Genomic DNA, 22,059 nt, shown 5'->3' on the forward strand with positions numbered 1-22,059 from the left:
CGGACCCGCCGCACTACTGCTGCGTGGCGTCAGACCACCCATTGCGCCCCTCCCGGAAGTCTCGCATGGCGATGACCGCGGCTATGGCACGGTCCACGCGCAAGGCGTCCGCGACCGCCGCGACGTCTTCCAGCGACCGCATCGGTTCGTGCCCGTGTAATACCTTCTCCAGGAACGGAGCCGGCAGCCCAGTCCGCTCGGCCACCGTGTCCAAGTCCACGCCAGCGATCGTGCAGGTGTCGCGCAGCCAGTCACCGAATCGCTGCGGCGGGAGCAGCGGGATGTACTCCACGCCGGGAAGTAGACCTGGCGGGAGTCGGTGTTCCCGTAGCAGCTGCTTGGTCTCGGCGGCCAAGCGGCGGACGTACTTCTGCACTGCTTCGGTCTGGAGTGTGAAGCACCAGTGCGGCCAGTTGTCGTCCAGCGGCGTGCGGCCCAGGTCCGCGAGACGTTCACCGGCCAACCGGAACATTTCGGCGTTGTAGCGGTGAAACTCGATCCACTGCAGCACATCGGTACTGTTGCCCGGGTTTCGTGCGGTCATGTCGCGCTGCGCGGCTAACAACGTTTCCGGGACGACGTCGACCTCGACGGTCGTCGGACACTGAGGCACGTGAGGTCCGTTCATCGCGACGCTCCGGCCAGCGGGAAGGAGTGCAGGACGGTCGAGGCGTAAAGGCAGTGTTCGGGAATCTGGACGGTCTCGACGAGAGCGATGGCGTTCACGGTGATGCGGGCGTGGCTGGGGCGCAGGCCGTGGCGTAGGCGTCGTTGCAGCGCGTCGCTGCAGGCGTTGCCGTCGGCGTAGCACAGCGCCATGTGCGCGGGTCGGCTGTCGTGGGTGACGGCCTCGGGGCCGCACAGCTCGGCGATGACCGGTCGCACGCGGTCGATCAGGTCGTCGAAGGGTGCGTTGTGGTGGGTGTCGGCGACGACGCCACGGGCCTGGGTGAGGACCGACCCGATCAGCATCTCGAACGCGGGCACGTCGGCGAGAACGGGGCCGAGCGCAGTGATCAGCGCCGCACGGAGCGCCGGGTCGACGGCGCCGTCGGTGGGCGGGCGGATCGGCTGAACGGTCAGGTGCAGCGCCTCGTCGGGGACGGGCCGGGTGGTGGCGGGATGCTCGCGCAGGATGTCGCGGCAGGACTTCACCAGGCACGCGAGTTCGTCATCCCGCCGGAGGTCGGGGATGATCATCAGCTGGAGTTCGCGGTGACCGGCCGGCCACAGGCGATCAGCTTGAAAGAACGGTTCCACTGTGGATTCCTTGAAGTTGGCACGTCAGAGCTGGGCGTGTAGGTCGGTGGCGGCGGCGAGGTCGCCGGCGGCGCCGGGGCCGGCGTGGCGCAGCCGGGTGATGAGGTTCTCGGTGAGGCGGCGGGTGATCGTGGTCTCGCCGAGGGCGTAGCGGGCGTGGGCGGCGGCCAGGTCGAGGCCGGTCCGGTAGCGCGGGGCCGCGGCGGTGCCCAGCAGGGTGTGCGCGCGACCGGCGGCCGACAGCGCGCTGGACGCTTGCCGGTCGGCGGTGAGCGCGTCGGCGAGGTAGGTCAGTGCCCGGGCCGCACCCAGCCGGTGTTTCGCGCGGATCAGGGCGCTGATCGAGGCGTCGAGGTAGCGCACGGCGTCGGCGGTGTGGCCGAGGGCCAGGTGGGCTTGCCCGATGCGGCGGTGGGCGAGGGCGTGGCCGTGGTCGTCGACGACGCTGCGGTACTGACGCAGAGCAGCGGTGAGTTCCCGCAGCGCCTCGTCCGGGTCGCCGGCGGCGAGGTGGACGCGGCCGCTGTGGGAGGAGGCCAGCGCGAGAATGCCCGGGTCGCCGATGTCCCGGGCGAGGGCGGTGGCGTCGGCCGCGGCGCCGAGCGCGTCGGCAAGGCGGCCCAGGTCGGCCAGGGCGGAGGCTTCGCGCGCGCGGAACACCGCAGCCATCGGAGGGTGGGTGTGGTGGGTGAGGGTGTGGCCGGTGTGCTGGGCGTGGGCGAGGTCGTCGTGGTGGTAGGTGGTGCGGGCCAGGTGCCAGGTGGCTTCGGCCAGTTCGACGGCGACATCGTCGCGTCCGCGGTCCACCGCGGCGGTGAGGACATTGCGCAGGACTCGGTGCTCCGCGGCGTACCAGCGCAGCACGCGGTGGCCGTCCACGTGGTCGTGGGGCACGGCTTCGTGGACGGCGGACGCGCTGAACCGGAACGAGTCGGGGGCGATGAGCGGGACGGCGGCGGTCGCGGTGGCGGCGTACCAGTCGATCAGCCGGGTGGTCTGCTCCGAGCGGGTCGGGTCGGGCACTTGGGCGCGTTGATGGGCGGCGTGTTGGCGGGCCCAGGGCGCGAGGGCGTACCGGTCCCCGGGCGGGAGCTGGTCGAGCAGTCGGGCAGCGTGCAGCCGTTGCAGTGCCGCGGCCGCGTCCGGCTCGCTGATGTTGAGACTCGCGGCGATCGGGAGCGCGGTGGTGTCGGGGCCGGGGTGGTCGGCGAGCAGCTCGTAGACCCGCTGGATCGGGGCGGGCAGGTGGGCGTAGGGAATGCTCACCGGCGCCTCCGACGACCATGCGCGAACTGGGACACGCGGGATGGCTCGGTCCGGCGGCTGCGCGGCGGGTGTCTACGCGGTGCGGCGGCGCGGGTCATGCGGACTGGCCGGATCGGCTGCCGGGCGCCGGGCGCGGCGTGGGAATAAGTTCCACAGCCGGCCAGAGCGGGACCATCGCCACGACGTAGAGCCACGTGGGGACGGGCAGCTGCCGGTACGCCACTGGCTTGGCTGCTGGCCGATGCCGGGCGGTTCGCAGCTCGGTACGAGCGACGTGCAGACCCAGCGCCGGGTAGGCGGAGCACAGCAGCAGGGTGAACAGAAAATCCATGCGAATTCGTCATTTCGTGGTGATGGCGGTGGCAACGGGGATGGGCCGGTGACGACCGGGGATGCCGGCGGCGCGGAAGGTGCGTTGCCGGGCGGCGATTCGGTCAGTGCGGTGATCGATGGGCCCGCAGGCCGCGTTCGGCACCGGCAGGTCGGCCCGGCGTCGGGCCGCCGAAGGGTTCGACGGGGACGCCGCGTTTGTCGAGGATGCGCCAGACGGTTCCGTAGGAGACGTCGTTGCTTCGGGCGATCTCGTGGATCGGTGTGTGGTGGCGGTAGTCCTCCTCGATCTGGGCTTCGTCGACATCGACGGTGTTTCCCTTGCGCGGATTGGCCCGTGAGGACGCGGCGGCGTGGGCGATGACCGTGAGCTGGTCGGCGCTTTGGCGGTGCAGAAGGTGCAGCGCGCGCAGCCCGAATGCCTCTTGGACGCTGTGGGCGAAGTGGGCGCTGATGCTGGTTTCCGCAGTCAGGACACGGGTGACGTGGGACTGGGTGTAGCCGACGGCTCGGGCGAAGTCGGCCTTGGTGAAGGCACGCTCGTGGCGGAGGGTGTCGATCATGTCGGCCGCGGTGGGCTGAGCCTGGCCGTGGTGCAGGTCGATGTGGACGCTGGTGTACTCCGTAAACTGCTGCAGGGTGGACAGACAGAGGTTGCACAGGGCGATCGACTGGGTCAGACAGGGGCCGTCAAGGACGACAGCGGGCACCGCATCGTGCGTGCACACCGCGCACGTCTGGTCGAGGAGAAGAAGGCTGTTCATCGCCGTGTCACGGGGCTGCGGGAGCAGGCAGGTCGGCAGCGAAGACAACCATGAGCGCCAGCGCCCACAGCAGGATGCAGCAGCCAAGTCCGCCCACCACCAGGACGACGGCCTTGACTGGGTCGGTCCGGCGTCGCGGCGTCGTCGGGTGCCATTCGTCGTCGGTCACCGGGCACCGCCTGCCGTGGTGGAGCCGGGAGCGGCGGGGCCGCCGCCGAGCTGATCGGCGGAGGTCGCGGTGTCCTGGTGCGCGGCCTGCCGGTAGAGCTGCGCTGTGATCTGGCCGGTGGTGTGAGCCCACGACCGCAGGTATCCCGCGAGCGCTCCCGGGCTCTGGTTCGTCGGCGGGTCTTCGGCCACCTGCTTCTCCATCAGCGCGAGGGCGATCCGCAGCCGCCGCAGAATGTCGTCGATTTCCTCGGCCGCCCGGGCTGAGGAGATTTCGGCGGCGTGCCGACGTACGTGGAGCTGGGCTCCGACCGCCAGCGCCTGAAACGCCGCACGCTCGTAGGCCGCGATCGCGTCCTGGGCCGTGGCGGCCTCGACAATGCCCAGGACAGCGACGCCGCACGGGCAGGCCATGCTCGAGGTCACCGCCGATTCCCCCGTCCGTGGATGTCCCGGGGCTGCTCCCCGCCCGGCCGGAGCGCGGTACTGGCGGTGCGCAGGGGACGGCAGCCCACGAGGACGGTTCGCACGACGGTGCCGGGCGCGTCTTGATCCAGAGTGGCCGGCGTGAGCGGATGTGTCGTGACGTCCGCGACGTCGGCGAGCAGCTGATCGGCTGCGAGCCGATCCTCGATAGCGATCGGGATGCCGGCCGTGGCGAACCGCGCAGCGAGTGGGGACGCAGCGGGATCGGAGGCATCGGCGTCGTCGAGATCGTCGGCCCCGTGGGCGGTGAGCTGGGTGATCGCCGCGAGGCTGCCGGAAGGCGCGCCCTCGAGCAGCGTCAGGATGGCGGCGAGGCGGATTCCGGCCGGTCGGAGCAGGCCCGTGGCGAGGATCCCGAGCGGCGCGCCGCTGGCGAGCAGGTCAGCGACTGCGGGTGTTGCCGCGAGGTCCCGGTGGTGGTCGGCGGGCAGGCAGAGGACGTGGCCGCGGCCGGCGGCGGCCCCGCGGTCGATGCAGTCGTGCAGGCCCCGGGTGATCGGGTCGTGTTCGATCACCACGATCCGCGCGCCGGCGTCGTGCAGGTCGGTCAGCGTGGACGAGTGCGCCCAGAGGGGAAGTCCGCCGGTGCCGAGGAGGAGGACGTGGCGCAGCCCGCGATCGAGCATGGTCTCTGCGGCACTGCGATCCCAGGTGGCGACGGACCTCGCCACGCGAGGCAGCTGCGGGTGCTCGGCGAGGAGGCGGTCGGCGAAGTCGCGGTCGACGGCGGTGTTGAGGGAGCCGTCGAGCAGGTAGTCGGCGACGGCGTCCCGGCGGGGACTTTCGATGTCGACGTGGACGCGTTGGTCGTGTTGTGCGCCCTGGTGACCGGGTGTCGCGGTGGTGAGTGGTGGCATGTCGAGGTGCTTTCGTGGCTGGTGGGGCGTCCCCGCGGTGGCCGGACATGTGCCGGGGCTGAGGGCGGCCGCGGCGTCGGATCTGCCGCGGCCACCGCGGGGAGCGAGGTGTTCCGTAGGTCAGCCGACAGGGGTGGCCGACACGGTGTGGGTGGTGGCGCTCGGAGAGCCGGGCAGCAACTGGTGGATCTGCCGGGTGATCCACGGCTGGTAGGCGTGGAGGTCGGTGTAGATGGCCGCGCTGCCGCAGAATTCGGCGATGGTGCGGGAGGCTTCGCCGAGCAGGTACCAGTCGTCGCCGTGGCGCTGCAGCAGCCCGGAGCCGGAGTCGCCGTTGCAGACACCGCCGCCGGTCGGCGGGACTCCGGCGCACAGCTCGCCGGTGCCGATGCCGCCCGGCGCGCACTTGCCGGCGCGCAGGAGCGGGACGTCGAGCTGGCTGAGCTGGGCTGGTGCGGGGCCGGTCCAGGCGGCGGGATCAGTGGTGATACCCCACCCGATCGCCAGCGCGTGCTTCCACAGCCAGGCGGGGGCGATGCGGGCCGGGCGGACGCCGTCGACGTGGCCGGTGAATCGGATGAGGGAGACGTCCCAGATCTTGCCGTCGGTGTCCGGCAGGCCCCAGGCCCATCGCGGCGGGACCACGATCTTGCTGCCGGTGCGGACGACACCGCCCTGGAGACGGTTGGTGGACCCGAACCGTACGTGGTAGATCGCAGGATCGCTGCGGTCGATGTCGGGGTCGCGCAGGTCGGTGCGGAAGCTGGCGAAGATCTTCTTCGCCGCGGGGCTCATCCGGGCCTGTTCGGCGGGGCTGGGCGTGTTGCTCAGGCAGTGGCTGGCCGACGCCGCCACCGCGGCCGGCTGCCCGGTCTCGTCGTAGCCCTGGGCGAGCAGGGTGACGCCGCAGGAGTGCGAGTCCGGGTCGCCGTGGTCGAGCAGCTGCAGGGAGCCGGCGCCGGCGTAGGCGACCGGGGCGGGGTCGCCGCCGACGATCCGCGGGGAGACCGAGGTGGTCGGTGGGGCCGGGGTGTCGGCGGTGGCGGCGGAGACACCGAGCAGCACTGGCAGCAGTGCCAGGGCTGCTACGACGGTCTTTCTGAAATGCACGAGGAGAAGTTCCTTTCGTATCAAAGGGTTCGGCGCGACCGAACGGCAACGCGGACGTGTGGAATGGATGCCTGGCCATGCTCGGGAGGTGAGCGAGGTGAGACATGCGGCAGGAATCGGGGTCGACATCGGTGCGAGGACGGCAGCCCCCGGGTTGCTGACCGTCTACGGCAGCGGCCTGCAGATGGTCAGGGAGTCATCCTTTCCCTTCCCCCGGAGGTGGCGGTTGTCCCGCGTGGTGGGCCGGGTCCTGGGGGATGTCGGGTGGTTGTGGCGCTGGACGTGGGTCGCGCTCTGCGGTATACGGCGAGAGTTCAAGGCGGAGCCACAGCATGCGGTCGGCTGTGGTCTCCTGCCGGCCGCCGCGTCTGATCGCGTCACGGTGTTCGGCGACGGCCTGCCTCAGCGCCTGCAGGGCGGTCGACATCCGGTCGAGGGCGTCGTGCTCGTTGATGCGACGTACTCGGTGTTCAAGCTCGCTGCGGCGTGCGCGGGCGCAGTTGGCGAAGTGAACGGTCCGCGACTTCCATTCCTGATACGCGGCCGCCGCGTGGTGATACTCTCGGCGGGAACCGCGAAAGGCGCGGAGTTCGGCTTTGCGTTTGATGAACGCGACTTCAACCTGTTTGAGCAGCTGTCCGAGTGCCCGATAGGTCTGCCGGAGGCGATCGTCGCCGGTGGTCATCGCCTGCCACAGTGCCGGGTCCGGGCGGTTGATCTCCGCTCCTACTGCCTCGATCGCTGCGTGGTCGTCGTCAAGGGTGTACGGGAGTTGCATGCCGGACTCAGCTCACCCGGATACCGCAGGACTCGTTGGCGCACCAGGTTGCCCCGGTCTTATCGTCGTACTCGGTCTGGCTATGTTTACACCTCGCCTGTTCCTGAACGAGGATATTTCCGCTTTTCCTGACCAGTTCTTCGTAGCTGATCTCGCCTTTCTCATGCTGTTCCTCAAGCTTGGCGTACTTCTCGGCGTCGGTGGGTCGACGGAACAGGGACATGCGAAACCTTTTTGTCGCAGTAGTTTCTGTTTGGTGGTAGGTGAGGTTCAGGGCGAACGGTGTCCTCGCGGTGGTAACTCCTGTGTTCGTGCGAGGACCGCGGCCCCGGATCCCTGACCGTCCGCGGCGTCGGGGCGGGGACGGCCCGGAGGTCAGGTGTGTGTCGCCCGCCATGGGGGTTCGGGCAGGGTGTCGTCCGGTCCGGGTTTCTGGGTGAGGACCGCGGCGGTGAAGTTTCCGCATACCGGTGGGTTCGTGGGCGGTCCGTCGGGATACCAGGTGAACGCCGGGGCGATCCCGGGCGGTAGCGGGTTCGTGGCATGGATCATCGCCTCGATCTGGGCGCGCGTGGCAAGGCTTCCGGTGCCGGGTCCGTGGGACAGCAGGGCGTCCTCGAACTCGCGGGCTTGGGCGGCGAGGTCGGGGTGTTCGGGTAGGAACAGGTGCGTCATGGCCAGGAACGCGCCGATAGGCAGTCGGGCGAGGTGCTCCTGAACGACGTGAGCGACGTCGGCGCGGCTGCCGCCGTGAAAGGACATCACTCCGCCCAGCAGCAGCGCCACGTGGTCGTAGTCGGGAGAGACCAGCCCTGGGGCTTCGCTGGCGGTGTTGTAGAGGGTGTCCCACATTGCCGTGGGATACCAGGGGTCGGCGTCGACGACGTGGACCCCGTTGCCCTCGTTGGCCAGTGTGCGCAGGTAGGCCAAGACCAGGGGGTCGCGTTCCACGTAGATGACGGTTGCGCGGGCCGAGTTCGGTCGGCGGTTGCGGTTGTTGGCCTCGCTGAGACGCACGAGCCTGTGCAAGTCGTGTTCGTCATCGATGTTGGGCAGGCCTGCGCCGGCGACCACGATGCTGGACACGCCTTGGCGGGCGACGAGGTAGGCGGCGACGCGGTCGAGGAACAACCGCTCGGACCGGAACACGAACCCAGCGCCCGGTACTTGGGCCTCGAGCTTGAGCGCGGCCACGCGTTCGTTGTCGTGGGCGAACTTGATGCACGGGGCGTCGCGGTTGTCGCTGTCTTTGGCTTCGCGGAAGGCGTCGAGGAGGAAGGCGAGGTTGATCCGGTGCGGGGAGTCGCCGCACGGCTTCGACCACCACGGGCCGCGCTCGGCCTGGGGTGGGTGAAGTGGGGTGGGTTGTGTTGTTTCGGTGTGCGTCATCGGTGTACCGGAGCCTCGGTGGACAGCAGGATGGTCAGGTGCGCGACACTCAGGCGGCATTGGTCCGCCATCGCCGCGAGAGTGTCGGTGTTCAGGCCGTGAATCGGTTCTGCCCCGGCATCGAGCAGGTCGTGTGCCCAGCGGGCGGCTGGGCGCAGCGCGTCGCGCTGGGAGACGGCCAGGGCGGCGAGATCCACGACCAAGTCGGGATCCCAGGCGATACGGCGTTCAGCGCGGGCCAGCAACTGCGAGGGCCGCAGCTGGAAGAGCCGGCTCGCGTTGCCGAGCTGGCGCAGGGACATCGAGCGGGTCGCTTTCTCCCACGTGATGAGGGTGCGCACCGTCACCTGGCCGTCGGACCATGCGGCGAGCGCAGCGCGGGACCAGCCGCGGTCTTCCCGTTGCTGCTGCAGTTCCGCGCCCACGGCGTGGGCGAGCTCGCCGGTGTCGGTCGTGGTCATCGGGGTTGTCCAAGGCTTCCTGGAGCGGGTGGATGGTGTGCGGGAAGTCGGGATCGCGGGTCGGCCAATGCCATATCCGGGCCGTCGGGGTGCGTGAGTCGAGGTAGTCGTGCAGCGGCCGCGCCCGCACGGTGCTCCACCAGTAGGTCTCGGGTCTCGCGCCGTCGGTCACCGGCATGCTGGCTCCGCGGCCACCGGAAGGTCGGTCGCATCGTCTGGCGGGGCGGTGCCTGCGTTGTCCTCGCTGCATCGAGGTTTTTCACACGTCACGGCGGCTGCAGTGTCGCGGTAGCGGGGCTGGCGGGACCGAGCAGCGAAGACGGTGTCGCGTCGGGAATCCGCTGACGCGCACGCCGGTGCGAGCACACCGGTGGCGTCGAACGTCGCAGAGTGGACGCGGTGGATCCGGGGATGGTTGGTGGAGGGTGACCGCAGAACGGTCGCGGTCGGTCGAGTGGCTGTGGACGTGGCCGTGCTGCGGCTGTCCTCGCAAGTCCACTGGAGATCACGCGCCGATGCTGGCTGGTGTCCGGGGCGCGTCTGGGTATGCGGGGTGGCCGTGAGAGCAGGTCGTTCGTTCTGTCGGCTGGCTCGTGGGTTCTCGCCTGGATCGCTGCGCCACTGCGCGGTGTTGCGGTCGGTCATGCGGGTTCACCGCCCGAGCTTTCGTCGTTGGCCATGTTGTGGCTGGCGCCGTCGTGGTTCTGGCCGAGGGGGTTGATCCTGGCGAGTGCTGCGGGGGACAACTCGGCGGAAAGTCGGTAGAGCCGCCCGGCGGCCTGTGCGCAATCCTCGGCCAACGCCACGATTTCCTCCGCCGTCGAGTCCGCACTCGCCGGGGTTCCTACGATGTGCTCGGCGAGGCGCAGGGTGGTCCGCAGCTCGTGGACTACCTCCGCCGCGACCTGTCGAGGGTCACCGGCCGGCTGCTCGCGACGTGCGCAGGCGTGGGTGAGGACCCGCGCTCCGGCTCCGATGAGGTCGTAGCCGAGCATCCGGTAGGACGTCCAGTCGTGCCGGTCACGCTCCGCATAGGCCAGGCGCAGCAACGCATCGGTGTAGGCGTCGGTGATCAGGCCGAGCAGCTTCATCGGCGGAGCGCCGGGCCGATCCGGCAATCGTTCGGAGTCGGTCATCAGTGTGTTCCAGTGATGGGGTCAGCTCGACGGCGAGGGCGGCAGTTGCGGGTGCGAGACAGACGGCGGCCGGGCGGGAGTCCGCTGACGCGCGGACAGCTGCGGCGTCGACGGTAACGGGAACGACGCGGCGGATTCGTGGATGGCCTTGTGGTGGCACGGTGTTGTGGTTGAGGTGTCGTGCATCGTGGATCACGTTCCAGGTTCGGTGATGAACACGTTGGGTGCGCCTCGACCGCCCGGAGTTGGGAGTTCGCGTTCGGTCGAGGCGCGCAGACCGGACAGGAGGGAGGACCACCCATGGCCTGTCCGGGCTGGGCTTTCGGGTGGGTTCACGGTGGTGGTGCGGGATCGGCGGGTTCCGCTGGGGGGTCGGCGTTGTCGTCCGTTTCCAGGCGGCGGGACAGTGTCTGGAGGGCAGCTTTGAGGCTCTGGTACATGGGGTCGAGGTGAATCGGCGCGATCAAGCCGGGGTCGTTCCAGCCCTCCAGAAACGCCGTCAGCCTCGCTTGCGCGTACTTCAACGCGCGCGCTCCGTCCGAGGACACAGGAACGTGCCGCAGTGCGCGGTCGACGCTCGCGGCAACCTTCTGCAGTTCCGCGTACGCCTCTTCTTCGGACTCCGGATCGCGCCAGTGGACCTCCGGGAGGGAGACCAGCGCCTCTTGGGCGTCGACGAGGGTGAGGTGCCGTCGCGCACGTCGCCGCGCCCCCGGCCACTTCACGGTGTCCACACCCGCGGAGCCGTGCCGATCACGAGCCGGGGCGCACGCGGATCGCTGGGCGCGGGAAGCTCGACAAGCTGGTGCAGGATGGTGAGGGCGCCGCCGTCTCGTTCCCAGACCTTCCCGCCGGCGTGATCCACGCGGATGGCGGCGGCGTCGGTCTCGCTTTTGATACGGAGAGCGTCGACGAAGCCGTCGTCCTCCCAGGCGTACGAGCCGTCGATCCGCTCAAGGAGGCCGTCGGCGCCGAACTTAGGGTGGAAGTCCCACGGGCGTTTCAGCAGGGTCGTGAACGGCTCGATGGCCGGTTCGTCCCAGAGGAACGCGAACGGGCTCGTGACGGGGAGGGTCATCGGAGGTCACGTCCCGAGCCGTCAGGCTGTCCGCCGCGCGCAGGCGCGCTCGGAGCGTCGGTCGCGCGTACCTGCTTCCGGCTGGTTGCCCATTGCTGGGTCAGACCAATGGCGAATGCGATGGCGAACAGAGCGGTGAAAACGATGGGCAGCAGCGTTGCCAGTGATTCGAAGTCCACTGTCATCGTGCGCTCCAAACGTTCATGGGGTTGATCGATTGCCGATTCAGTGGAGGCGCTTGACTGAAGTCAGGGCGCAGAAGTCCCCCATCCGATCGCCCGGCGACTACCGAGCGTGACAAGAGTTGAGACAGTGGCCGGTGGGTCCGGTCGAAGTGCAGTCGGGCGAGTTGAACCAAGTGGGCGTTCTCGATCGTGGCGAACGCTGCTGCGTCACCCAAGTTCGTCGGTCCCTCCCGTACGCAACATTCAATCGCCCCTACCTGGGCTTTTGTCGTACCTGTAGTCTCGACATCACGCCGTGTCAGTTGAAGTGGAGAAAGGTCCACAGAGTGTCCACACCCGCGATGACCGTGCCGGGCTCGCGACTTCGCGCCGAACGCGAAGCTTCGGGCTTGTCGCTCGCTGAGATGGCACGGAAGATCAGGTTCTCCAAGTCGCTGCTCGGTATGGTGGAGAACGAGCAGCGCAAGGCTTCGACCGAACTGGTCGAAGCGTATGAACGAGTCCTGGGAGTCGATATGTGGCGCAAGGACATCACGCACATGAATCTGCTGATCGTCGACAAGGCCAGCCGCGCGCAGCTCTTGGCCAGCGTCGAGCGGGGCGATCCTGGGGCACTGCGCACCACTCCGACCGCGCATCGCACGGACGTCAGCCTGGGCAGCGCCGTCTCGGAGAAGGCTGCTGACTGGTTTCGCAAGTGGGCCGTCGAGGGCGACACCGCGACACTCCGGACTAACTCGCTCAGCGTGATCGCCAAGCTGCCCGGTCAGGACAACGCCGACCTTGTCGTGCAGGTGCTGGAGAACGATCCGAAGGTTCGCCGCCTGATCGTCGCAAGCGAGATCTCCCGGCTCACCCAGCTCGAGTGGAAGGTCGCGCTTCAAGGCGCCGACGATCCGACGTCGATTCCGGAGCCACGCAAGCTCGCTCCGAAACTTGCCAAGGGAGCGATCAATCCGAAGGGGACCGAGTCGCGGTGGGCGTGCACCTACCTGCTGACCCGAATGGTGTCGGTCCTCGGTCGATGAGATGCCGTGTGCCACCGAGTAGATATGCGCCGTGCTTCGGCCAGCGGCAGTCGACATGGCCTTCGGACACGACGCGAATAGAGACCAACGCGGTCGCCGCGCTCGCCGCGTGTAAACACTGTTCATTCAGGCCGCCCACAGTCGAGCGCGCCGACAGTCCCGCATGTGCGCCCCCTTCGTGAGGACTTGTGTGAACCGAGACGCATAGTCAACTCGCGAAGGGAGCAATTGTCAAGACCTGTGGATGAAGATCTTTTAAGCGGCTGCGGGTGGGGTGTGTTCGGTGGGGCGTTCGACGAGTTTGCCGTTCTCGAAGCGGGCTCCGGCGCGGACGAGGGCGACCAGGTGGGGCGCGTTGACCGCCCGCCAGCGGGCCTGCGCCGCTTCGATGAGCTTGAACGCCATCGCCAAGCCCGCGGCGCGTGAGCCGGGCCCCTTGGTGACCTTGGTGCGGTGCCGCACGGTGGCGAAGGTCGACTCGATGGGGTTGGTGGTGCGCAGGTGGATCCAGTGCTCGGCCGGGTAGTCGTAGAACGCGAGCAGCTCCTCGACATCGTCGGTGATCTTGGCGACGGCCTTGGGGAATTTCGCGCCGTACAGGGCTTTGAACGTTGTCACCGCGTCGAGGGCGTGCCGGCGGTCTTCGGCGTTCCAGATCTGCGCGAGGGCCTTCTTCGCGCCGGGATGCGCGGACTTGGGCAGTGCGGCAAGCACGTTGGCGATCTTGTGGAACCAGCAGCGCTGCTCCCGGGTCTCGGGAAAGACCTCGCGTAGCGCGCTCCAGAACCCGAGCGCCCCGTCGCCGGCCGCGAGGACGGGGGCGCGCATGCCGCGGCGCTTGGCATCACGCAGCAGGTCCGCCCAGGACTCGGCCGATTCCCGGTACCCGTCGGTCAGCGCGACGAGCTCCTTACGGCCGTCGGCGCGCACGCCGATCATCACAAGCAGGCACAGTTTGTGTTCCTCCAAGCGGATGTTGACGTGGATCCCGTCGGCCCACAGATACACAAAGTCCACAGTAGACAGATCACGTTCGCAGAACGCGCGCTGCTCGGCCTTCCACTGCTCGGTCAGCTTGGTGATCACCGGGCCGGACAGGCCCTTGGTCGAGCCGAGGAACTGGCCCAGTGCGGGCACGAAGTCCCCGGTGGACAGGCCGTGCAGGTACAACAACGGCAGCACCTCGGTGATCTTCGAGGTCTTACGCGCCCACGGCGGCAGGATCGCCGAGGAGAAGCGTTGCCGCTGCCCGGTCCCGGGATCGACGCGTTTGTCGTTGACCCGCGGCGCGGTCACCTCGACCGCACCCGCCGAGGTGAGCACCTCACGGGGCTCGTGGTGGCCGTTGCGCACCACCAGGCGGTGCCCGTTCTCGTCACGCTCGCCGGCGAACCGGGCGATATAGGCCTCGACCTCGGCCTGCAGCGCCTCGGCCAGCATCCGGCGCGCGCCTTCACGCACCAGCTCATCGATCACCGACGACGCGGACGAGCCGCCCGCCGCACCGTCATCACCAGCAGCAGGATCAGGGACTACGCTCAGCATCGGGTCGTACCTTCCCGGCCGACGTTGGCGCGTCGGCCATGCTTGGAAACCTCAACCGGGTCACCGGGAAGGTACGCCCCCTTCCCAGCCCATCCACAGGTCTCAAGCATTGCTCCGCGAAGATCGATACGAGGTACCGTCCACAACCCGTCCGTCGAGAGTCCGCAGGATTGGCTCCGCGCGTGGACCAGGCCCTTCGGGCACCATGACGGTGACCGACAAGCAGAGCAGGAGGCTTTCCCGTGGCTAGAATCGAAGCGGTCTTCTTCGACGTGGGTGAAGTGCTGGTCGACGAAACCCGTGAATACGGGACCTGGGCTGACTGGCTCGGCGTTCCGCGGCACACGTTCTCCGCAGTCTTTGGCGCCGTGATTGCTCAAGGTAAGGACTACCGAGAGACCTTCCAGGTTTTCAAACCTGGTTTCGATCTGGCGGTGGAGCGGGAGCGGCGTGCTGCCGCCGGGCAGCCTGAAACCTTCACTGAAGAGAACCTTTACGGTGACGTACGGCCCTGCCTACGTCAGCTGAAGGAGTCCGGTATTCGAGTCGGCTTGGCTGGAAACCAAACCGCGCGGGCGGAGGAGATCCTCAAAGACCTGGCTCTACCTGTCGATGTAATCGGTACCTCCGACGGCTGGGGTGTGGAGAAGCCGTCATCCGGTTTCTTCGATCGGGTTATCGAAGAGGCTGGGGTCGCAGCCAGTTCGGTCTTGTACGTCGGTGATCGGCTGGACAACGATGTTCGTCCTGCGCAAGAGGCGGGCATTCTGACCGCGCGCGTCCGGCGTGGCCCGTGGGGACACATCCTCGACATGCCCGAGGTTGACCATGGCTGCCTGTTCCACCTGTCGGGCTTGGCGGAGCTGCCTGCTCGGGTTGCCGCCCACAACGCCGAGAACAGCTAATCAAATCTCGCTGACGGGGCCGTCGATCAAGGCCATGACTCGCTCGTCCAACTCGGCAACGAATGGTGTGCCGTTGAGAGCTGCGCGAACCTCGGGCACCCGCTGCAGTGCTGCCCCGTACGGGGAGTGGCTGACTATGTCGCATGCCTGCCGGACGGTGTCGAGGGCGCGTTCGGCGTCAGTGGGGGCCTGCGCCGTGGCGAGGTCGAACAGCAGTACTGCCTTCTGCTTCGTGGCTGTATCGGCAAGGTTGCCCAGCGCACCTTCTAGCCGGCATGCTGCATCGCGATGTCGGGCCGCAAGGAGTAATGCGTTGCCGGCGAAGCCGTCGAGTCTCGAGGCATCAAAGTAGTCGAGCCAAGTCGGGTCGGTTCCGGCTGTGGCGAGCGCATCTTCGGCCGAACGGATACGAGCAAGGCTGCTCTTTGGCTGTCCAGCACGGGCAGACAGCTCTGCGTCGACGCAATGCAACCACGATCGCAGCAGGGGACTCGGCGCGTAGCGCGCGTGCGCGTGCGCTGCGGAGATGTAGTCGTGGGCAGGCTGTAGCTGCCCGGCGAAGCCGGGCACGAAGGCGCGATGGCCCAACACGGCCGCGGCCAGAGCGTGATCCGCCGACTGGGTCGCCGCCTCATCCGCGAGCTCGAAGAACTGTTCGGCGGCATCTCCTTGACCGAGGTCGAAGAACAACAGTCGTGAAGCGAGGAGCGAGGACTCCGCGAGGGCGGACGCGAGTCGCCGTGACTGCGACGCTTCAGCGTCCGAGGTCGACTTGAGCATGCCACTGCCGAGCTGGACGTGCGCCGCGACGGACGGCAAGAGCTCGGACGCCGAGGTTGTCCAGTACAGATCGCGGTGAAGCGCGGCGATCGCCGCAAAGGCGTCCACGGATTGCGGATCCAACCTCGTTGGCTGCTCGCCAGCCAGTGAATCGACACCATCAGGGATCGCGATTCCATTGGACAGCAGCGCGGCGAGGCTTGCTCCGAGAACGCCCTTCAGGAACGCGGGTCGACTAACCTCAGAGTTGCCGCCTAGCAGCACTAGCATCACCTTCATTGTTACGGCGTTGATCAGTTGTTTCTCGTCCGGTGGAGCGCCATTGTTAGACATAAACGCTGCAGGCTTTGTCGGACGCAGGGCCAGCTCCTCGCTGGAGAGCAAGCCGAGTTCGCTGGCTGGCCTTTCGAAGACCAATACGAGATGCTTCTTGTATCGCGGATCGGGCTTGCGGCTACCTGTTTCCCATCGGCCGACCATGTCGGCGTTGAGACCGGGCTCCGCTTCGCCTGCTTGGGCCATGCTCCGTTTGATCTGGTCCACGACTTCCTGGTGGCTCCAGCCGCGCTCCAGCCGTTGCCATCTGAGCAGCGTGTTCGGGGGGTGCTTCGGCGTCGTGGTTCGACGTGCCTCCACAACATCCTCCTTGATCAACCTGCCCGAGCCTTCACTTGAGGGTAGAAGCTGGACCCGCCGTGCGCGACGTCGGCTGGAAGACAGGTGGTCAGTGGATGGCTGCTGGACGGTAGTCCGCCACGGTCCGTCAAGGTTCGATCAACGGTGAACCCTGCTAACATAAGCACGGGATCCGGGGTTGACACGGAGGGTCGCCAGGGTGCTGACCTGCAAGGTCGGCCACACCCAGCCGTGCCGGCGCTGGCGGGGCGCTGACCCGTACGATGTCCCGTTCCGTGCGCCCAAGGACAGCGGCTTGCCCGGATCCGAAGTCCTTGCTAGCAGCGTCTCTGCGTGCGCGCCGTGCAGGAGAGCCCTTCGTTGAGGAGTCGGTCGTCGCGCGAAGGACGGCTGAGGTCAGGCGGGTGCGCCCGCTCGTTCCCTGGACAGCTGAGGCTGCCGGTCCGTCGGAAATGCCCGGCTGGTCAGGATGAGCTGGCTGGAATCTGGAGCGCCTCGGCCGCAGAACCGGAGACCATTCAGGCGCTGACGCGTGACCGCGGTGCTCCGCCGCCTCGTTGCTCGTCCGGCTTCCTCCTGCGGTGTTACGCCACTGCCGGGACTGCGAATTCGCCGTGGGCCGCCCCGGCGGTGAAGGCGATCCATTCGTCGTCGGTGTAGAGGAGTGTCGTGGTGCCGTCGAGGCTGTGCAGGCGCGCGCCGCCAGCGGAGCAGTGCTCGATGCGTAGGGCGTCGTTGCTGTCGGTGGCCGCTGCGCCGGTGACTTCGGCGATGAAGCCGGGCCAGGCGGCGATGTCGACGCTGAGGATGGGGCCGGCGCCGTGGTCTTTCGTGTCGCGGACCTGCACAGCGGTGCCGAGGAAGCGCACTTCGACGCAGCCGCTCTGGGAGGGGCTGAAGCTGGATTTGAACCAGCCGGTGTGACGGTGGGCCTGGTGACGGGCGGAGGTGGTCACGCAGCGGCCTCCATCTCGTGACGGATGTTCTTGATGAGGGTAAGGGACTTCTCGGCGTCCAGGGCGACGGTCTCGAAGACGTTCTCGAAGCTCGCCTTGAACTCGCGGATGACCTGGGCCTTGTCGATGAGGCTGCCGGTGATGGCGGTTTCCTGCCAGATCAGGTCGGGCAGCAGGTTGCCGGCGAAGCTGAGCAAGGTCAGTGGCCCGCCGGTCAGGGGGTGGGCGCCCGCGGTGTAGTCGACGACCCGCGCCCGGACGGTGCTGCCGGGGCGGGTGACGACGTCGATGATCCGGTCGAGCTGGCGGACCATAGCGGCCGGGCCGCCGACCTGCTGGCGCAACGTGTACTCGGTGAACAGCACGTCCATGCTCAGCCCGTCGTCGAGGAGGGGCTGGCGGGCCAGGCGGGTCTCCACTCGCGGGCCGACGTCGACGGGCTTGATGTAGGGGCTGCCGGCTCGGATGGTGGCCCGGGCGTAGTCGCCGGTCTGCAGCAGGCCCGAGACGTAGATCGGTGCCCACTCGTAGACGGTGCTGGCGCCGGCTTCCAGGCCGAGGAAGCGCAGGAACTCTTCGCTGTAGAGCTCGGCGTAGTCGTGCCACCAGTTCCGCTGCTCGGCCTCGACGTGGAGGCGTTTAAGCAGGTCCTGGTCGGTCTGGTCGAGTTCGTAGAAGTCGACCAGCCGGAGCAGGTTGCTCTCGGTGAGTCGGCGTTTGCCCGCTTCGATGGCCGAGAGGTTGCTGGCTTGGATGCCGGTCTGCTTGGCGACGGTCGCAGCGGTGAGGCCGAGGTCGGCGCGTGCTCGGCGCAGCCGGAGACCGAGTTCCCACGCTCGCAGCGTGCTCGAGGCTACGGCCACGCTCGTCCCTTCCCGGCTGCTCGATCGTCGTCAGGCATGTTGCTGAGGGTACCGGCCCTGTCGATAAGTACACCCAGTCGGTCGATATGTGCCAGATAATTATCTGGATAATCTACGGAGGTTCGACAACATTCCACAGGACGGTCGGCCGTCCTCGGCAAGGCGTGCCAGACCAGACCGTGCGATCACGGACCGGTCGGGGCACGCGCGGAAGGTGGGCGACGAGCATGCGCAAGACGCAGAGGCGGCACGGACTGCTGGGCATGCTGGTCAGAGCCGGGTGGAAGCCGCGGCGACGCACGTGGACCGTGCCCTGCCGCGACCGCGCCGGCCGCCGGGTCCACGCCGAGATCCTGATCGCCGAACGAGGACCGGCGCTGGCGATCGGCTCAACCGTCGCCGTGCTCAACCCGATGGACGCAGGCCGGTTGCGTGCGGCGTTGCGCGAAGCGATCGATCTCTACGCCCGTCTCGACGGCGCCACCCGCGAGGGCGCACCAACCCCTCGGCGTCATCCCGGGCCGCTGCCGACCCCGCACCGCGAAGTCCCGGGCGGACGGCACACGGCGGATACGGCAACGGCTGGCCCGGTGCTGTTGCGCGAGGACGACGATGAGCCCACCGGGCGCCACGCCCGCCGGGCGACCCTCCTCGACTCGGAAGCGGCCTGATGCCCGAACCTTGCGTCTCCGTCACCGGTCTCGGCGTCGGCGAGCTCCCGGCCGTCGTCGCGGACGCCGACCCGGCCGCGCTCTGCGCGCAGGTGCTGGAAGGACTGCGCGGGTGGGACACGACAGTGCCGCGCCGGGCGCTGGCGCCGTTCCACGATTGGTTCATTCCGACGATTCCCAGTGACACACCGTCGGCCGACAAGGACACACCCACGGACAGGACGGAACGGGCAGGGCCGCGTACTAATCATCCGTCCATGCCGAGCTTTCCCATGCCCAGCATCGGATTCCGAGAGGACGACGACCATGCCCGTTCCCATGCCGCGGACTCGATCGGAACAGCCATGAACCCGGCAACACCACCCAGTGCCGCGCTGGCGGCCCTGCGACACGAGCTGATCGCACGCGCGGCCGCGGACCAGCACGCCCGGGCCCAGCTCGACCCGGCGGCCCCCACGCCGCGGCAGTGGGCGGCCGTGCAGCGCGTCGACGAGGACAACCTGCGCTGGCTCGCGCCGATCGTCGCGGTCCACGGCTGGCCCGGCATCAGTGCCATCGGGACCGACGGTGCCCACGCTGCCTGGATCCTGGCCCAGCACGCGCCCGCTCGGTATCGCGCCTGCTGGCTGCCGAAGCTGCGCGACGCCGTCGCCTGCGGTGACGCACACCCGCGTGATCTGGCCTACCTCGCCGACCGGGTCGCCACCGACGAGAAACGGGGCCAGCGCTACGGCACCCAGTGGCTGAACATCGGCGGGGTCAATCGCCTCTACCCGCTGCACCGGCCGGAGAAGGTCAATCTCGCCCGGGCGGATGTCGGACTCGACCCGATTCCCGATTCCGACCTCGACACCGCCTACGCCAGCTTCGAGGAGATCGCTGCCGCAGTCGAAGGAGCCCCGTCATGACGACCTTCCTGCATTGGGGCGTCAGCCCCTATCACCGCGAACGAGCCCACACCGCACTGCCGGGAACCGACGTCTCGGTCTGCACCCGGCACCTGCGCCAGGGACAGCTCGTCCTCGAGTCCCTCACGACGCACCGCCCCGCAGATCTGCGGATCTGCCCGGAATGTGCCGTCGACACCCTGGCGATGCTCTGTCCCACCCCGACACCGCACCCACGTAGCCCAGCCCGCGCCGTCGTCGCCACCTGCACGCGCCAGCGTCCGTTACCCGGTGAGGAGGACGATCGTGGATGAGGTGCTGAACTCCACGTTGAGGACGGCGGTGCTCACCCGTCTCGACTACCTCGACTCCCTCGCCCGCGACGCCGACGAGCCGTCGAAGGCGGTCCTTGCCGACACGGTGATCTCCCGCCTGACCGCCGCGTGGCGAGAGCTGCTGGCAGCGCACGAACCCGACCACCGCGGCCGGTGTCGCGCGTGCGCAACGCGGTGGGCGCTACGCCGCGCGGAGTGCTCGGTATGGCGAACCGCGCACCGACATCTGGTCACCGACCCGGTAAGACAATCCGCTACGAGAGGCGGATCCGCAGGACGTCATCAACTCCGGTCGGCCTGACCGCCCCGTTGTGACATCGCCCTTCCAGCGTTGCGCGCATCGCAAGGTCAGCTGGCGCCTCCTGCGCGTCCCGAATCTGTTCCGGCCGCGCGGCTGACCTGACCTGATTCCCTCTTACGTCCCTGTTTCTGGCCAGCCCGTCGAGGTACGGTCTTGATCACGGGGAGCAAGGGGCGGGTGCTGGGCGGCGGTGTCGGTCGAAGAGACAGTCGCGGGCGTCAATGAGGCCGTGGACAAGGCCACAGCGGCCACGACCCGCCTGCAGCAGGCTGGGATGGCAGCCGAGGAAGCCAGTCAGGCCCTGAAGCAGGCAACCCAGGGCAGCGGCGACCAAGGGATCAGCCAGGCCCTGGGGTTGCTGGCCGAGGCGATCAAGGGCACAACCGACCTGAGCAACGCCGTGAGGACGGTGGCCGGTGACCTGTCCGCCTACGCCACATCCCTCGGCGGGCAGACGACCGAAAATCAGCGGGCAGGCCGATCGTCGGGCCCGCCTGCAGCGACACCTCCGGCCACCACGACGGACGATCCGGTCGAGGAGCTGCGGCGGCAGCTGCCGCCGCCAGTCACCCGGCGGGAGCAGAAGACCCACGGCGTATGGACAGCTCCAGGTAGAGCTGCCGCTGCGCTGGCCAGCAGCAGGGGTGGCTACGCCGATCGCGTCAACGAGGTTCTCAAGGAGGCGGGATGTCCCCGGCTTCCGGTGACCGCCAGCCGCGACGTCGAGCTGCAGATCGCTGCGGAGATGCGCGACGCCGGCATCACGGACGCGACCGTGGTGATCAACAACCAGCCGTGCACCGGTCCGACAAGCTGTGATGGACTGCTGGGAGTGGTGCTGCCGCCGGGCAGCACACTGACGGTGTACGGGACTGACGGCTTCAAGAAGGTCTACAAGGGAGGCGCCACACCGTGGTGGAGATAGAAGCCTGGTACGACCCTGGCCAGGCCGAGCCACTGCCGTTACGCGAGCCATCGCAGGTCGATGAGCTGGTGGACCGCATGGTGTCCGAGTCGACCGAGGCCGAGCTCGGCGTGATCGCCGAAGTCGCTCGCCGCGGCGACGACCGTTGGGCAATTCTGCAGATCGGCGTGCGCTCCTCGGCGTGCGGGTTCGTCGGCTACGCAAGCCCGCAGGGAAGCGTGATCAGCGCCAGCGGGGCGACGTCACCGGAACCGGTGGCCTACGACTATCAGAATCACGAACGTGAAATCCCGAGCACCGCCGAAGTGTCCCTGGCAGCAGTTCGCCAGGCCCTGCACGACTTCGTGTCCTCGGACGGCGCCCGGCCCGCCGGAGTGACCTGGCAGAACATGTGATTGAAGCGGCTCGGCGCGGTAATGATCCCGACGAGGACGCCACCCGCCCGCGACAGCGGGCCAGCGCGAACCGCCGCGGATCCGGCGCGACAGGCCCAAGAACGCGTCGTTAACCGCGATCGTTTCCAGATTTCCTCTGTGACAACGCCGATTCGGGTCGCCGCGTCACACCGACGCCCTCGTCCAGCCGACGTGGGCCCGCGTCGTCGGCTGAGGAAGGCCGTTAATCCAAGAGGGTGAAGAACGACCGCCGGCGCGCATGGAGAGGGGCTGGATCGTCTTCTGGGTATGAGCCTGTTCCGATTCCACTCTGGACACCGCGAGGTGGACGTCGACGACGTCGAAGCTCGTCTTGCGGACTTACGGGACGCGATGTGCCGGGCATCGCGTGCGCGGCATGACCCTGCGGCGCAGAGGGTTTTTCTGGAGGCCTTGTTCGCCGACGGCGGGACGTCGCCCTCGTGCTTCACAGCGGTCGTCGAGGCTCGTGACATGCCGAGCTGGGACGTCGGCAGATCACGTCCACGAAGCGTCGAGTGCCGGCCGGGCGGGACACAGAATCGT

At 68.3% G+C, this 22,059-nt stretch carries 28 protein-coding genes; 8 read left to right on the forward strand and 20 right to left on the reverse strand.

From position 1 onward, the window contains the following. Positions 1-13: 13 nt before the first annotated feature. From QP939_RS19715 to QP939_RS19790, 16 genes are all read right to left on the reverse strand, one after another. Positions 14-628: a helix-turn-helix domain-containing protein gene (locus QP939_RS19715; protein ID WP_285458273.1), complete on the reverse strand. Its 615-nt coding sequence runs from the start codon at positions 626-628 to the stop codon at positions 14-16. Further along, the gene (locus QP939_RS19720; RefSeq protein ID WP_285458274.1) at positions 625-1,260 is read right to left on the reverse strand and encodes a 2'-5' RNA ligase family protein; all 636 of its coding nucleotides are present in this window, start codon (positions 1,258-1,260) and stop codon (positions 625-627) included. The genes QP939_RS19715 and QP939_RS19720 overlap by 4 nt, the downstream gene beginning before the upstream one ends. A gap of 24 nt (positions 1,261-1,284) precedes the next feature. Next, the gene (locus QP939_RS19725; RefSeq protein ID WP_285458275.1) at positions 1,285-2,526 is read right to left on the reverse strand and encodes a tetratricopeptide repeat protein; all 1,242 of its coding nucleotides are present in this window, start codon (positions 2,524-2,526) and stop codon (positions 1,285-1,287) included. Positions 2,527-2,960: 434 nt separating this feature from the next. Beyond that, complete coding sequence (locus QP939_RS19730; RefSeq protein WP_285458277.1) at positions 2,961-3,620, reverse strand: helix-turn-helix domain-containing protein; 660 nt, start codon at positions 3,618-3,620, stop codon at positions 2,961-2,963. A 7-nt stretch (positions 3,621-3,627) separates the two neighbouring features. After that, on the reverse strand, positions 3,628-3,789 hold the full coding sequence (locus QP939_RS19735) for a hypothetical protein (RefSeq protein ID WP_285458278.1): 162 nt from the start codon (positions 3,787-3,789) through the stop codon (positions 3,628-3,630). Next, positions 3,786-4,214 (reverse strand): hypothetical protein, encoded by a 429-nt coding sequence (locus QP939_RS19740; RefSeq protein WP_285458279.1) that lies wholly within the window; start codon positions 4,212-4,214, stop codon positions 3,786-3,788. Before QP939_RS19740 ends, QP939_RS19735 begins: the two co-directional genes overlap by 4 nt. Further along, on the reverse strand, positions 4,211-5,131 hold the full coding sequence (locus QP939_RS19745; RefSeq protein WP_285458281.1) for an SAM-dependent methyltransferase: 921 nt from the start codon (positions 5,129-5,131) through the stop codon (positions 4,211-4,213). Before QP939_RS19745 ends, QP939_RS19740 begins: the two co-directional genes overlap by 4 nt. A gap of 120 nt (positions 5,132-5,251) precedes the next feature. Beyond that, positions 5,252-6,241, reverse strand: a complete 990-nt coding sequence (locus QP939_RS19750; protein ID WP_285458283.1) for a S1 family peptidase — start codon at positions 6,239-6,241, stop codon at positions 5,252-5,254. Positions 6,242-6,437: 196 nt separating this feature from the next. Continuing rightward, positions 6,438-7,019, reverse strand: coding sequence for a hypothetical protein (locus QP939_RS19755; protein WP_285458285.1), 582 nt, complete (start codon positions 7,017-7,019; stop codon positions 6,438-6,440). A gap of 7 nt (positions 7,020-7,026) precedes the next feature. Beyond that, complete coding sequence (locus QP939_RS19760) at positions 7,027-7,242, reverse strand: hypothetical protein (protein WP_285458286.1); 216 nt, start codon at positions 7,240-7,242, stop codon at positions 7,027-7,029. A 152-nt stretch (positions 7,243-7,394) separates the two neighbouring features. Then, a complete protein-coding gene (locus QP939_RS19765) occupies positions 7,395-8,408 on the reverse strand; it encodes an SAM-dependent methyltransferase (RefSeq protein WP_285458287.1) in 1,014 nt (337 codons plus the stop codon). Next, complete coding sequence (locus tag QP939_RS19770) at positions 8,405-8,869, reverse strand: helix-turn-helix domain-containing protein (protein WP_285458288.1); 465 nt, start codon at positions 8,867-8,869, stop codon at positions 8,405-8,407. The genes QP939_RS19765 and QP939_RS19770 overlap by 4 nt, the downstream gene beginning before the upstream one ends. A 641-nt stretch (positions 8,870-9,510) precedes the next feature. After that, positions 9,511-10,005, reverse strand: coding sequence for a hypothetical protein (locus QP939_RS19775; RefSeq protein WP_285458290.1), 495 nt, complete (start codon positions 10,003-10,005; stop codon positions 9,511-9,513). A gap of 332 nt (positions 10,006-10,337) precedes the next feature. Next, positions 10,338-10,730: a hypothetical protein gene (locus QP939_RS19780; protein ID WP_285458292.1), complete on the reverse strand. Its 393-nt coding sequence runs from the start codon at positions 10,728-10,730 to the stop codon at positions 10,338-10,340. Further along, positions 10,727-11,083: a hypothetical protein gene (locus tag QP939_RS19785; protein WP_285458293.1), complete on the reverse strand. Its 357-nt coding sequence runs from the start codon at positions 11,081-11,083 to the stop codon at positions 10,727-10,729. Before QP939_RS19785 ends, QP939_RS19780 begins: the two co-directional genes overlap by 4 nt. Continuing rightward, the gene (locus QP939_RS19790; RefSeq protein ID WP_285458295.1) at positions 11,080-11,268 is read right to left on the reverse strand and encodes a hypothetical protein; all 189 of its coding nucleotides are present in this window, start codon (positions 11,266-11,268) and stop codon (positions 11,080-11,082) included. The genes QP939_RS19785 and QP939_RS19790 overlap by 4 nt, the downstream gene beginning before the upstream one ends. A gap of 326 nt (positions 11,269-11,594) precedes the next feature. Here QP939_RS19790 and QP939_RS19795 point away from each other — a divergent pair, with 326 nt between their 5' ends. Further along, on the forward strand, positions 11,595-12,296 hold the full coding sequence (locus QP939_RS19795; RefSeq protein WP_285458297.1) for a helix-turn-helix domain-containing protein: 702 nt from the start codon (positions 11,595-11,597) through the stop codon (positions 12,294-12,296). A gap of 255 nt (positions 12,297-12,551) precedes the next feature. Here QP939_RS19795 and QP939_RS19800 read toward each other — a convergent pair whose 3' ends face one another. Continuing rightward, positions 12,552-13,841 carry an IS256 family transposase gene (locus QP939_RS19800; RefSeq protein ID WP_285458298.1) on the reverse strand — a complete coding sequence of 430 codons (1,290 nt, stop codon included), beginning with the start codon at positions 13,839-13,841 and terminating at the stop codon, positions 12,552-12,554. A 242-nt stretch (positions 13,842-14,083) separates the two neighbouring features. On the opposite strand from QP939_RS19800, the gene QP939_RS19805 reads away from it, so the two are divergent. After that, complete coding sequence (locus tag QP939_RS19805; protein ID WP_285458299.1) at positions 14,084-14,746, forward strand: HAD family hydrolase; 663 nt, start codon at positions 14,084-14,086, stop codon at positions 14,744-14,746. On the opposite strand, the gene QP939_RS19810 is transcribed toward QP939_RS19805, so the two are convergent. From QP939_RS19810 to QP939_RS19820, 3 genes are all read right to left on the reverse strand, one after another. Beyond that, positions 14,747-16,162, reverse strand: a complete 1,416-nt coding sequence (locus tag QP939_RS19810) for an NsdA family TPR-like regulatory protein (RefSeq protein ID WP_491624970.1) — start codon at positions 16,160-16,162, stop codon at positions 14,747-14,749. Positions 16,163-16,746: 584 nt separating this feature from the next. After that, positions 16,747-17,118, reverse strand: a complete 372-nt coding sequence (locus QP939_RS19815; protein WP_285458302.1) for a DUF397 domain-containing protein — start codon at positions 17,116-17,118, stop codon at positions 16,747-16,749. After that, positions 17,115-17,981, reverse strand: a complete 867-nt coding sequence (locus QP939_RS19820; RefSeq protein ID WP_285458303.1) for a helix-turn-helix domain-containing protein — start codon at positions 17,979-17,981, stop codon at positions 17,115-17,117. The genes QP939_RS19815 and QP939_RS19820 overlap by 4 nt, the downstream gene beginning before the upstream one ends. Before the next feature lie 227 nt (positions 17,982-18,208). On the opposite strand from QP939_RS19820, the gene QP939_RS19825 reads away from it, so the two are divergent. The 6 genes from QP939_RS19825 to QP939_RS19850 all read left to right on the forward strand — a co-directional run bounded on the left by QP939_RS19825 (position 18,209) and on the right by QP939_RS19850 (position 21,495). Next, complete coding sequence (locus tag QP939_RS19825) at positions 18,209-18,652, forward strand: hypothetical protein (RefSeq protein WP_285458306.1); 444 nt, start codon at positions 18,209-18,211, stop codon at positions 18,650-18,652. After that, on the forward strand, positions 18,652-19,560 hold the full coding sequence (locus tag QP939_RS19830) for a DUF6624 domain-containing protein (RefSeq protein ID WP_285458307.1): 909 nt from the start codon (positions 18,652-18,654) through the stop codon (positions 19,558-19,560). The genes QP939_RS19825 and QP939_RS19830 overlap by 1 nt, the downstream gene beginning before the upstream one ends. Continuing rightward, entirely contained in the window at positions 19,557-19,853 is a 297-nt protein-coding gene (locus QP939_RS19835) for a hypothetical protein (RefSeq protein WP_285458308.1), read from the forward strand. The genes QP939_RS19830 and QP939_RS19835 overlap by 4 nt, the downstream gene beginning before the upstream one ends. Beyond that, positions 19,846-20,175: a hypothetical protein gene (locus QP939_RS19840; RefSeq protein ID WP_285458309.1), complete on the forward strand. Its 330-nt coding sequence runs from the start codon at positions 19,846-19,848 to the stop codon at positions 20,173-20,175. The genes QP939_RS19835 and QP939_RS19840 overlap by 8 nt, the downstream gene beginning before the upstream one ends. A gap of 190 nt (positions 20,176-20,365) precedes the next feature. Further along, positions 20,366-21,100: a DddA-like double-stranded DNA deaminase toxin gene (locus tag QP939_RS19845; RefSeq protein WP_285458310.1), complete on the forward strand. Its 735-nt coding sequence runs from the start codon at positions 20,366-20,368 to the stop codon at positions 21,098-21,100. After that, positions 21,088-21,495 carry an Imm1 family immunity protein gene (locus QP939_RS19850; RefSeq protein ID WP_285458311.1) on the forward strand — a complete coding sequence of 136 codons (408 nt, stop codon included), beginning with the start codon at positions 21,088-21,090 and terminating at the stop codon, positions 21,493-21,495. Before QP939_RS19845 ends, QP939_RS19850 begins: the two co-directional genes overlap by 13 nt. The last annotated feature ends 564 nt before the right edge of the window (positions 21,496-22,059 follow it).

The organism is Amycolatopsis nalaikhensis (genome assembly GCF_030264295.1).
Lineage (GTDB): Bacteria > Actinomycetota > Actinomycetes > Mycobacteriales > Pseudonocardiaceae > Amycolatopsis > Amycolatopsis nalaikhensis.